The sequence below is a fragment of the Thermodesulfomicrobium thermophilum DSM 16697 genome (assembly GCF_059568695.1).
The window spans coordinates 146,451-158,862 of sequence record NZ_JCANTW010000017.1 but is presented as its reverse complement, the minus strand read 5'-3'; the positions used below and the strand labels follow the sequence as shown (position 1 = coordinate 158,862).

7 protein-coding genes are annotated in these 12,412 nt (G+C 64.4%); 6 read left to right on the top strand and 1 reads right to left on the bottom strand.

What is annotated here, in order from left to right:
* Positions 1-181: 181 nt before the first annotated feature.
* On the bottom strand, positions 182-2,188 hold the full coding sequence (locus BR00_RS10815; protein ID WP_496477610.1) for a methyl-accepting chemotaxis protein: 2,007 nt from the start codon (positions 2,186-2,188) through the stop codon (positions 182-184).
* A 134-nt stretch (positions 2,189-2,322) separates the two neighbouring features.
* On the opposite strand from BR00_RS10815, the gene BR00_RS10810 reads away from it, so the two are divergent.
* From BR00_RS10810 to mltG, 6 genes are all read left to right on the top strand, one after another.
* The gene (locus BR00_RS10810) at positions 2,323-3,144 is read left to right on the top strand and encodes a rhodanese-like domain-containing protein (RefSeq protein WP_496477609.1); all 822 of its coding nucleotides are present in this window, start codon (positions 2,323-2,325) and stop codon (positions 3,142-3,144) included.
* Positions 3,141-5,453 (top strand): carbamoyltransferase HypF, encoded by a 2,313-nt coding sequence (gene hypF, locus BR00_RS10805; RefSeq protein WP_496477608.1) that lies wholly within the window; start codon positions 3,141-3,143, stop codon positions 5,451-5,453. Before BR00_RS10810 ends, hypF begins: the two co-directional genes overlap by 4 nt.
* Positions 5,454-5,466: 13 nt before the next feature.
* Entirely contained in the window at positions 5,467-7,266 is a 1,800-nt protein-coding gene (gene sppA / locus BR00_RS10800; RefSeq protein ID WP_496477607.1) for a signal peptide peptidase SppA, read from the top strand.
* A gap of 144 nt (positions 7,267-7,410) precedes the next feature.
* Positions 7,411-10,953 carry an FAD-binding and (Fe-S)-binding domain-containing protein gene (locus BR00_RS10795; RefSeq protein ID WP_496477606.1) on the top strand — a complete coding sequence of 1,181 codons (3,543 nt, stop codon included), beginning with the start codon at positions 7,411-7,413 and terminating at the stop codon, positions 10,951-10,953.
* 2 nt (positions 10,954-10,955) lie between these two features.
* Positions 10,956-11,378: a Holliday junction resolvase RuvX gene (gene ruvX / locus BR00_RS10790; protein ID WP_496477605.1), complete on the top strand. Its 423-nt coding sequence runs from the start codon at positions 10,956-10,958 to the stop codon at positions 11,376-11,378.
* The gene (gene mltG / locus BR00_RS10785; RefSeq protein ID WP_496477604.1) at positions 11,357-12,361 is read left to right on the top strand and encodes an endolytic transglycosylase MltG; all 1,005 of its coding nucleotides are present in this window, start codon (positions 11,357-11,359) and stop codon (positions 12,359-12,361) included. The genes ruvX and mltG overlap by 22 nt, the downstream gene beginning before the upstream one ends.
* Positions 12,362-12,412: the final 51 nt, after the last annotated feature.

Sequence of the window (12,412 nt, the reverse complement as noted above, 5' to 3'; positions counted from 1 at the left end):
CCCTCATAGAGCGCATCGACGTGATGCTGGCGGAGAGTACGGATGGCGAGGGGAGCGAATTCGCTCGCGATGATGTGCTGCGTCTGATCCGACTGTGATCGACGAGCCGTGTAGCAAACAATGATGGGTTGTAGGGGGGGGGCAGAGCCCGCCCCTCCATTTCGCCAGTCCTATTTGGCGCTTACTCCAACCGGAACCGTCCCAGAAGCTCACGTAAACGTCCAGCCAGCGCCCGAAGGCCTTCCGCGTTTTCCCGCACCTCAGCGGCCCCGGCGCGGGTAGCGTTGGCAGCGGCGCTCACTTCCTGAACCCGCGCGGCGGCGTCCCGCAGATCGGCAGAAGACTGCGCCACATTGGTGTTGACCTCGGTGAGTCCTTGCGAGGCCTGGACCACATTGTCGGCAATCTCCCGGGTAGCCACGCTCTGCTCCTCGATGGCCGTGGCAATGGTGGCGATGATGCTACTGATCTCCTCGATGACTTCGGAGATACCATGGATTTGGCTTGCTGTGCTCTGGGCCGTGCCTTGGATGCCGCTGATACGCTGCTTGATCTCTTCCGTGGCACCTGCGGTCTGACGGGCGAGCTCCTTGATTTCCGTAGCCACCACGGCAAAGCCCTTGCCTGCTTCACCGGCTCGGGCTGCCTCGATGGTGGCGTTGAGGGCGAGCAAATTGGTCTGCTCGGAGATCTCCGTGATCAAGGCCGTCACCTTGCCGATTTCCTGCGCCGCATCTCCCAGGGCACTCATGGCAGAGGTGGCTGCACTGGCCTCGCCAACGGCCTTGACGCTCACCCCACGGGCTCGTTCGGCGTTGGTGGCGATCTCGCCGATGGTGGCGCTCATTTCTTCAGCAGCAGTGGCCACCATGTTGGTGTTCTGCGTGGCCTCTTCCATGGCTGCAGCCACTGCGGCAAAGCGCTCGGTGATGGCCTGGACAGCGCTGGCCACCGCCGCCGTCTTGCTTGCCGTGGCCTCCACACTGGCCCCCAACTGATCCGCAATGGCAAGGAGGCGGTCCGAAGCGCTGTCCACCTCGCGCCCCGTACCCACCACCTGATGGAGCAAGTGCCGCAACTTTTGGAGAAATGTATTGAACCAGCGGGCCATATCGCCGATTTCATCCGCCGAAGACACCGCAAGCTGCCGCGTCAGGTCCCCCTCGCCTTCAGCCACGTCCTGGAGCATGACCGTTGCCCGCCGGATAGGGACGGCCATGGAGCGGGCCAGCACCGCGGCCAGTACCAAGAAAACGGCAATGAGCACCACTGCGGCCAGCGCCACGCTCCGCAGCACTGCCCAGAAGGCGCTTAGGGCCTCGGTCCGAGTCATCACGCCGACGAGCTTCCAGCCCAAGCCCGGGATGGTGTGCACATAAGCCACATAGACGTCGCCATCGAGGTCTACCTCGGCGCTACCTGACTCCATGCGTCCCAGGGCGGCCCAGGCCGGGCCAACCTCATCCACTTTTTTGAAATTATATTCCTTATGCCGAGGATGGGCGAGGATCACCCCATCCTTTTGCATCAGTACCACATACCCTGTGCGGCCAAGGGGCGATTTTTCCACCAAAGCCGTCAGCACCCCCAAACCCACATCAATGCCCATACACCCGACAATCTCCCCCTGCGCATTGCGGATAGGGAACATGTTGCTCACCACCGGTTCCCCAGTGGTGGACATGTACGCTTGGGAGGTCGAAGGCCTGTCCGGGGTCTCCATGGCGGTCTGGTACCACGGCCGCTTGCGCGGGTCGTAGCCTGGAGGCATGGGCGAATCCCCTGAGGTCACGAAACCACCCCACGTGGTACCTAAAAACACCTCCACATATTCGGGGTGGGCCGTGGCCACGGCCGCAAAGAGCTCCCGAAGTTGCTGCTCCAGGGGGCTTGGCACGAAATCCTTGGGAGAAATTTTGGTGGTTTCCGCAACATAACTGTGGAGCGAGGCATCGATCTGGCGCACCACAGGAAGGGTGGCCAAGGTCACGGTCATGCGCAATGCCTTGTCCACGAAGATGGTCATGGCCCGGTCCAGCTGGGCGAGCTCCTTGGCCGTTGCCGTGTGGAAGTTCTCCAACGACGAATTTCGAAGCTGCACCCCTACCACGACACACGTCACCAGCACTGTAGCCACAATGGTGCTGCCAAACCCAAAAAGAAGCTTCGTTCCAATGGAAAATCGCATACTTCCTCCTCGCCGGTTTTAATTTTTCCGACTATGTTTCTCTATGACACGCGCGCCCTCGCTTGTCTATAAAAATGCTGGATTTTTCCCCTGCCTTTGCCTAGTCCACAAACATACCCGCTGTGGAGTGGATCATGAGCCCTATCCAGCACCTGTACCCTGACGAAGTCGAAGACATGCAGCGCAGCCGCCGCGAGGGCGACTACCTCCTCGTGGACGTCCGCCAACCTGCGGAATACGCCTCCGGCCACATCCCCGGGGCTCGGCTGCTGCCTCTGCCGGAACTGGAAGACCGGCTTGGGGAGATCCCGCAGGACCGCGACGTCGTCTTCTATTGCCGCTCCGGCAGCCGATCCTCCGTAGCCGCGGCGCTCCTTGCCGAAGCCCAACCACAGCGGCGCGGCCTCATCGGCAATCTCGTGGGTGGCATCCTCGCCTGGGAAGGCGTGGACATCCGCCACATCCCGCACCTGGAAACCTTCCCGCGCGATCTGCCCCTGCACCAAATCCTCTACCGGGCCATGAACCTGGAAAAAGGCGCCCACCTCTTCTACCTGGACCTGGCCGAAGACCCGCAGTGGACACCCATGGCCAAGGAACTGGGGGCCATGGAACGCCGCCATGCCCGGGCCGTGTACGGTTTTTGGGTCCGCCACCATCCGGCCCCCCACCACGAGCCTTTCGACGCCGTGTTTGAACGGCTGGACGGCAACGTGATGGAAGGCGGCAAACCCATGGCCGCGTGGCTCGCGCGCCTCGAGGCCCAAGGGGTGGAACGACGGTTGCAACTTTTGGAAATCGCCTGTGAAATCGAATACCACGCCTACGACCTCTACCGCACCCTGGCGCACCGCGCCCCGGCAGGCAGCGAGGAAGAACACGCCTACCTGGGCCTGGCGAACCAGGAAAAAGCCCATATCCGGATCGTCACCAAGGCGTTGACCGAAACCCCATGACGTCCCGGCAGCGATGGATCATCACCGGCGGGGTCCAAGGAGTGGGATTCCGCCCGTTTCTCTATCGGTGCGCCACTGAGGCCGCGGTCACAGGGACCGTGGCCAATACCAGCCAGGGCGTATGCCTGGAAATTCAAGGATCCGCCCCGCAGCTCGCGCACTTTGCCGCCCTTTTCGAAGCCAACCTCCCCCCCCTTGCCCGGGTGGAGACCTGCACGCGCACCGAAATTGCACCTCTGCCCGAAGAGTCGGCCTTCCGTATCCTCGAAAGCCAGAAAGGAAGCGGCCATAGCGTGCGCATCAGCCCGGACGTGGCCCTGTGCGCCGATTGCCTGCGCGAAGTCCAGGATCCCACAGACCGCCGCTTCGGCTATCCGTTCACCAACTGCACCAATTGTGGGCCGCGCTACACCATCACCCACTCCATTCCCTACGACCGGGCCACCACCTCCATGGCCTGCTTTCCCCTCTGCCCCTGCTGCCAGGCCGAATACACCAACCCAAAGGACCGCCGCTTCCACGCCCAGCCCAATGCCTGCCCGGTGTGCGGGCCGCGGCTGTGGCTCCAGAACGCTCACGGCGACCTCCTCGGTGTGGGGACCAAGGCCATCGAGGTAGCGGCCCAGAAGCTCGCCCACGGCAACATTCTGGCCATCAAGGGCCTCGGCGGCTTCCACCTGGCCGTAGATGCCCGCAACGCCAAGGCAGTGGAGCTGCTGCGCCAGCGCAAACGCCGCAAGTCCAAGCCCCTGGCCGTCATGGTGCAGGATCTCGAAGCGGCCCGCACCATCGCCCAGATTTCTCCCGCGGCCGAGGCCCTCCTCACCGGCGCAGAGCGGCCCATCGTCATCCTCCCGGCCCGGCCGGACGCTGACCTCGCTTTAGGGCTTTCTCCGGACACGAAGGAATTGGGGGTGATGACCGCCTACACTCCATTGCACGTCCTGCTCCTTGCCCAGGTGTCGGAGATGCAAAAACGCCCCGCAGTCCTGGTCATGACCTCCGGCAACCACAGCGCAGAGCCAATCTCCCTGGGAAACCGCGAAGCCTTGCGGCGCCTGGCCCCCATTGCGGACGCCTTTCTGCTCCACGACCGCGACATCCTCATCCGCTGCGACGACTCTGTCGTGCGCCCCATCCCCAAAGCGAGCGGCACCGAGGAAATCCACTTCCTGCGCCGCGCCCGGGGCTATACGCCAGCGCCCATCCCCCTGGCCCACGACGGCCCGTGCACCCTGGGTGTGGGGCCACTTTTCAAAAACACCCTCACCGTGACCAAGGGCACAGGGGCCTACGTGTCGCAGCATATCGGCGACCTGGAGAACCTGGAAACCCTCACCTTCTTCGAAGAGATCGCCGCGCACCTGCCGCGCATCCTCCAGGTCACACCCCAGGCCGTGGTGCATGACCTGCATCCCGATTTTCTCTCCACCCGCTACGCCCAGCGCTGCGGCATCACCCCATGCCTGGCCCTCCAACACCACGTGGCCCACATCCATGCCGTACTCGCGGAAAACCAGGCCCAGGGTCCGGTGCTGGGCCTCGCCCTGGACGGCACGGGCCTCGGCGATGACGGCAGCATCTGGGGAGGAGAAATCCTCCTGGTAGAGACCCACCCCCTACGCTCCACCCGTCTGGGGCACTTGGCTTGTGTCCCCCTTCCCGGAGGCGACGCCGCGAGCCGGGAACCCTGGCGCATGGCCTTGGCCTTTGCCCACTGCCTGGGGCTGACCAGGGAAGACATCCCCTGGCCCTGGCTTTCCCACCACGCGGCCGGGCACCGCATGGTGCTCCAGATGCTCTCGCGCCAGGTGCGCTGCCCCAAGACCTCCAGCTGCGGACGCCTCTTCGACGCCGTGGCCGGACTTTTGGGGCTGTGTTTGGTGCAGGAGTACGAAGGCCAGGCCGCCATCCGGCTGGAACACATCCAAGACACCACCGTGACCACGCCCTACGCCTTCCCCTGCCCTGCATCCCCGCCCTGGGTGCTGGACAGCCACACCCTCTTTGCGCAAGTCTATGAAGACTGGCGGCAGGGAGTCCCGGAGGGCACCATCGCCCGCCGCTTCCACCTCGGGCTCGTGGAGGGATTCACCACTGCCCTGGCGCGGGCCGCGGCCCACACGGGCTGCACCACGGTGGCGCTGAGCGGCGGCGTATTCCACAACGCCACCATCACCAGGCTCCTGCCTCCTGCCCTTGCCCGGCACGGGCTGACGGTGCTTACCCACCGCATGCTCCCGCCGGGTGACGCCTGCATCAGCCTCGGCCAGGCGGTGTACGGCCGCCTCTGGCTGACCCAAAACTAAGGGAGAAGACAGCATGCCCTCCACCATCGCCCAGTTCTTCCGCCGCCTGTGGTGGACCATCGATACCGCCCGCCGCATCCTCCTCAATGCTCTGTTCATGCTCCTCGTCGTCGGGGCACTCATGGCCGTCTTTGCCGACCGCACCCCGCAGATCCCCAACCCAAGCGTCCTGCGCATCGAACTCGCCGGCCCCCTGGTGGAAGAGACGCCACAGCCCACGGGCACAGAGCAGCTCCTCGCCCGCCTTGCCCCACATATCGCCCAGCCCACGGCCATCCGCGTTACCGACGTGGTGCGCGTGCTGCGCGCAGCAGCCAAGGACCCGCGCATCATTCTGGTTGAGCTGAGCCTGCGCGGCATGGAGGCGGACCTGGCCAAACTGCACACCATCGCCCAGGAAATCCGCATCCTGCGCCAAAGCGGCAAACCCGTATGGACGTACAGCGACCTCTATACCCAGCCCGCCTATTTTGTGGCCGCGGCTTGTGATCGGGTGAGCCTCCATCCGCTGGGGGGCGTGCTGCTCACCGGCTTCGGCTTCTACCCCCTGCACGTGAAAAAGCTGCTCGATACCCTCCGCATCGACGTCACCGTGATCCAGGCCGGCGTCTACAAATCTGCAGCCGAACCTTTGGTGCGCGACACCATGTCCGAAGAGACGCGTACCGCGACCCGCGCCTGGCTCGACTCCCTATGGCGGGCCTTCTGCAAGGACATCGCCGCTTCCCGCAACGTTTCCGCTGACGCCCTCCACCACTATGCCCAAAACCTCGACCGGTTGGTCCTCGAAAGCAACGGCGACGCCGCGCTCCTGGCCCAGCGCCACGGCCTGGTGGACGCGGTGGAGCCATACCAGGCGTTCACCACCGCCATGGCCAAACACTTGGGGCAGGAAGACCCCTCCGACCTCTCCATCGTGACCATGGAAGAATACGCCGCCACCATCCCGAACCACGCCCCCCACAAAGACGCCGTGGCCGTGGTGCGCGCCCAAGGCCCCATCCTGCCCGAGGCTGACGGCAGCGATGCCGTGGCCGCAGACGAACTCATGGACCGACTGGCCACAGCGGCGAATGATCCGCGCACCCGCGCTCTAGTGGTGCGTCTCGACAGCCCCGGCGGCAGCGCCGCGGCTTCCGAAGACATCCGCGCGGCCCTCGCCCGCATCCGCGACTCCGGCATCCCGGTGGTGGTCTCCTTCGGCTCCATGGGGGCCTCCGGCGCCTACTGGATCGCCACCGCCGCCACCCGCATCCTCGCTGAGCCCATGACCCTCACCGGCTCCATTGGCGTCTTCGCCACCGTGCCCAATCTCGCCCGGGCCGCCCAATACCTGGGTGTGACCAGTGACGGCGTGGGCACCACCGAACTGGCAGACCAAACCAACCCCCTGCGCCCCCTGTCTGCCCGCACCACTGCAGCCCTGGAGGCGAGCCTTCAGGCCACCTACCGCCGCTTCCAAGACCTGGTGGCCCAGGCCCGAGGGTTCGATGCCGTAACCATCAGCCGCCTCGCTCAAGGGCAGGTGTGGACCGGGGAAGCGGCCAAAGCCCAACACCTGGTGGATGCCGTGGGCGGCGAAGACCTGGCCGTCACCATGGCCGCCTCGCTGGCCGGCGTGCCCGACGCCCCCGCCCTAGAGTTCCGGCCTGAGCCGCAACCCATTGATCTGCTCGCCACCTTGGTGCCAGACCGCGTCTTCGCCCCGGCCTTTCGCCTGCTTGCCCCTCTATCCCCCCTTGCCCACACCTTGGCCCACGGCGGAATCTTTGCATGGGCCGTGGAGCTCACCACAGGTTGGACGACCAATTGAAAAAAACGGCGGTTTCGAAGCGCCATGGATTTCTAGTGGAAATTATTTGATTTTTCCGCCCAAGCATCCCTCCCTTGCCAAGAGGGCTCCGCAGCCCTAGGAAAGACGGCTTTCCAACCCGATCAATCCATTATCGAGACGCATATGCCCCAAAAAGGACCCCATATTTCCCTTGCCCCGGAACGCTTGGTCAAACGCGTGCTGGGCCTGCCTTTGGAAGAATTCCAAACCTGGCCGGAGTACTTGCAACAACTGGCCTTGGATCTGGCGGAAGAACTCTTCATCATCCGCTACAACCCTTTCATCGACCCCAAGCTGGTCAAAAAAAGCGTTTTCTCCCGGCTCGACAGCGAGCGTGCGGCCCTCACCACCGAATACTACCGCGAGCTCAAAGGCTGTCTTACGCGATTTTGGAAGGGATTCGAACTGGATCAGGCCTTCAAGGCCAAGTTGGTGGCGCGGCTGCGCGGCTTTCTCGAAGCACACCAAGTGGTGACCGCCCCCAACAACCTCATGGAGTGCTCCACCGACGCCACGGACCTGCGCATGGAGCTGCCTGCCGCCGTGGTGTTCCCCGAGACGACCCAGCAGGTACAGGCCATCGTCCGCCTGGCCAACGAAATGAGCTTCCCCATCGTGCCTCGCGGCGGCGGCTCGGGGCTCACCGGCGGTGCGGTACCGGCCAAGCCGCGCACGGTCATCGTCTCCTTAAGCCGCCTCAAGTCCATCCTCGACATCAACCCCAAGGCGCGCACCATCACCGTGCAGTCCGGGGTCATCACCCTCACCGCCATTCAGGCCGCGGCCAAGCGAGGGCTGCTCCTCACCGTGGATCCTGCATCCAAGGCAGCCTCTTCCGTAGGCGGCAATGTAGCGGAAAACGCCGGCGGCCCCTTTGCCTTCGAGTACGGCACCACCCTGGACAACATCCTCGCCTACCGCATGGTGCTGCCCTCGGGCGAGGCCATCCACGTGCGGCGCAAGGACCATCCCTGGCATAAAATCCTGCCCGACGAGACCGCGATCTTCGAGGTCTTCGATGAATACGGGGCCCTCAAAGAGACCATCGCCCTCAAGGGCGAGGACATCCGCGGCCCGGGTCTGGGCAAAGACGTGACCAACAAATTTCTCGGCGGGCTTCCCGGGGTGCAAAAAGAAGGGGTAGACGGCATCATCACGGAGATCACCTTCATCCTCCACCCCAAGCCGGCGTACTCCCGCGTGCTGTGCCTGGAATTCTACGGAGATTCCATGCACAACGCCATGCTGGTCATCACCCAGATCGTGGCCTTGCGGGATGCCATCCGCCGTCAGGGCGACGCGGTCAAGCTCTCGGCCCTGGAGGAGTTTGGCATCAAGTATGTCCAGGCCATCGACTACGCCAAAAAATCCAAAAAGTTCGACGGGATTCCCATCTCGGTGCTCATCATTCAGCTCGACAGCGACGACGAGTTCGCCCTGGACGAAGCCGCGGAGAACGTGGTGGCCATCGCCCGAAACTATCCGGGCGTGGACGTGTTCGTGGCCCGGGACGCCCAGGAAGCGGAAGTCTTCTGGCACGACCGCCACCAGCTCTCGGCCATCGCCAAGCGCACCAGCGGCTTCAAGATCAACGAAGACATCGTCATCCCCCTGACCGCCATCCCGGAGTTCGCCGACTTCCTGGAGGAGCTCAACCTCCACTACCTGGCCCTGGCCTACCGGGACGCCCTGCGGGCCGTCCAAGCCCTGCCCGGCGTGGACGGCGATGACGAATTCATCCGCATGGAAATGGACGTGGCGGCGGGCATCCTCCGCGGCAAGACCTCCAAGGCCGACCTCCCAGAGCAGCAATTCGAACTGCAGACCTTCTACTTCTTCCAGCACCTCAAAGGGAAATATCCCAAACGCACTGAGGAGATCGGCAAAATTTTCGAAGAGATGCAAGCCACCCGCATCATCGTGGCCAACCACATGCATGCCGGCGACGGCAATTGCCACGTCAACCTGCCGGTGAACTCCAACAACCCGCGCATGCTCGCCCGCGCCGAAGAGGCGGTGGAAAAGATCTTCCACAAAGCCACAGAGCTCGGAGGACAGGTTTCCGGCGAACACGGCATCGGCATCACCAAGATTGCTTTTCTCGCGGAAGAAAAAATCGCTGCCTTGCGCGCCTACAAACGCAAGGTGGACCCCAACAACATCTTCAACCCCGGCAAGCTCACCCAACGGGATTTGGTGGTGGTGCCCTACACCTTTTCCTTCAACCGCCTCATCCAGGACATCACCAAGACTGCGCTTCCTGGGAAAGAAAAACTCACCGCACTGCTCACCAACATCCAGACCTGTACCCGCTGTGGCAAATGCAAGCAGGTCTGCCCTATGTATCTCCCGCAAAAAGGGCTGCTCTTCCATCCGCGCAACAAGAACATCACCCTGGGCGCCCTCGTGGAGGCGATCTACTACTCGCAGCTCCATCATGGGGAGCCCGAGGCCAGGCTGTTGCGGGAGCTGCGCCGCGTCCTGGAACATTGCACGGCCTGTGGAAAATGTTTCGCCATCTGCCCGGTGAAGATCCGCACCCAAGACGTCACGTTGCACCTGCGCACCTATCTGGAAGACAAAGGCATGGGCGGACACCCGTTCAAAAACCGCGTGCTCCATCTTCTCGCCCAGGATCCGCAAAAGACCTTGCCCAAAGTGGCCAAGCTGGCGGGCATCGGCGCCGCGGTGCAGGACAAGGCCGTGCGTCTGCTGCCGGCTTCCTGGCGTAGCCGCCTCACCCACCCCATGCTGCGCACTGCCACACCGCAGCTGGAGTTTCGTAACCTCGTCCAGACACTGAACCTTGCCCGCCACCACATCTTCACCCCCAAGGAGGGGAGCTCCAAGGCAGTCCTCTATTTCCCCGGCTGCGGGGCGAGCCTTTTTTACCGCAGCATCGGCCTTGCGGCCGTGCGCCTGCTCTTGGAGGCCGCAGTCACGGTGGTGCTCCCACCCGAGCATTTGTGCTGCGGCTATCCGCTGCTGGCTTCCGGATGCCGCGAAGCCTTTGAGCGGGTGGGACAGACCAACCAAAAAATCCTGGAGAAGACCCTGGCTCAAGCGCAATCGCTCGGTTTTGCCGTCAATGCTGTCCTTACGGCCTGCGGCACCTGCCGGGAAGGCATCCACGGCTACCGCCTGCGCGGGGCAGGCTCCACGGAAATGGAGCACATGGACGTGACCCAATGGATCGTGCGCCAGGCCGCCTGGACCGCACCCAGTCCCGGCCCGCTCCTCTACCACGCCGCCTGCCACCAAGAGTGGACCGGCGCTCCGGCGCTCAAGGCCGCAGACCTCTACGCCGCGGCCCTCACCCGACTCACCGGGGCAAAGGTGCACATCAGCCCGTATTGCTGCGCCGAGTCAGGCCTGGGGGCCATGAGTTCCCCGGCCATCTACAACCGCTTGCGAGCCCGCAAGAGCGACCAATTGGCCCAAGACCTGGCGGACTACCCTGCAGACCGCCCCATCGTGGTGGGCTGTCCCTCCTGCCGCATCGGCATCGCCCGCTGCCTTGGGGAGATGGGCGTCAGCCGGTCCGTGCTCCACACCGTGGAGTTTCTTGCCCAAAGCCTGGATGGCCCGGGGTGGGCCAAAGACATCCTGCGCCGGATCCGCGCGGCATCCAGCCGTGGCGGGGTGTGTACGGTAGCCATGAAGTAGTCATGCGGGTCCTGGGCATCGATTTCGGCACCAAGCGCGTGGGGCTCGCCGTGGGCTCCACCCAGACCGGTCTCGCCCGGCCGCTTGCCGTCATCCATCGCACCACGCGCCAGGCCCTGTGGGAGGAGCTCCTCGCCGTCATCGCGCGAGAGCAAGTTCAGGCCATTGCCCTGGGCTATCCCGCCCTGGAAAGCGGAGAAGACAGCGAGACCTGCCGCCAGGTGCGCAACTTCCACGAACGCTTGGCCCGACGCACGCCGCTTCCCATCACCCTTGTCAACGAAGCCTACACCACGGCCGAGGCGTTGCAGCGCCTGGCCGAGGCCGGAGTTCCGGCCTCCCGGCGCCAGGAGATGCGCGACGCCATGGCCGCGGTGGGCATCGTGGAAAGTTTCCTTCGCCAATGCTCCGACGCATCAGCCTGATTCTCGCCGGCGGAGCCCTCCTGTGCGCCCTGGCCGGCGCCGGGGCCTGGGGGCTGCACCGCTACCTCACCACGCCTCGGGATCCCGCGGCATCGCCGATCGTTTTTTCGGTCAGGCGGGGCGAAGGCACCGAAGCGGTCATCGCCCGCCTGGCGGAAGCCGGACTGGTGCGTACCCCCCGCCTTCTCGCCGCCATTGCCCGCATCGGGGGAAGCAACCTGCGCGCTGGTGAGTTTTCCCTCAGCGCCGCCATGAGCCCTCAGGAGATCCTCTGGACCCTGCGCTTTGGCCCGCCGGTGCGCTACCGCGTCACCTTTCCCGAAGGCCTCACCCTGACGCAGACCGCAGCCCGCGTGGCCGAGACCGGACTCACGTCCGCCGACGCCTTCCTCGCCCTCTGTACGGACCCTCGATTCACCCAGGCCCAAGGCATCCCCGCCCCCAACCTGGAAGGCTACCTGTTTCCCGACACCTACTTCTTCGAACGCCCCGAGGACGGCGATCCACGCCCTTTGGTCAAGGCCATGATCCAGCGTTTCCGCGCCGCCACCCGGGATCTGCCCGTGGCCCAGGACCCCAAGGCCCTGCACCAGGTGGTGATCCTCGCCTCCATCGTGGAAAAGGAAACCGCCGTGCCCGAAGAACGGCCACGGGTGGCCGGCGTATACGCCAACCGTCTGGCCCGGGGTATGCTGCTGCAGGCCGACCCCACGGTGCTCTATGGCCTGGGACCCGACTTCTCCGGCGAACTCACGTTCGCGCACCTGAAAGACACCGCCAACCCCTACAACACCTACGCCCATCCCGGGCTCCCGCCCGGCCCCATCTGCTCCCCCGGCCTGGCGGCGCTCAAGGCCGCCGCCACCCCGGAAGCCCACGACTATCTCTACTTCGTGGCCACCGGCGATGGGAGCCATACCTTCAGCCGCACCTTCGCCGAACACGCAAGGGCCGTGCAGCGCTACCGCCAACGCCAAAAATAGCAATACCCCGCCACGCCCCATGGGCACGGCGAGAGCACCACGGAAATCGTC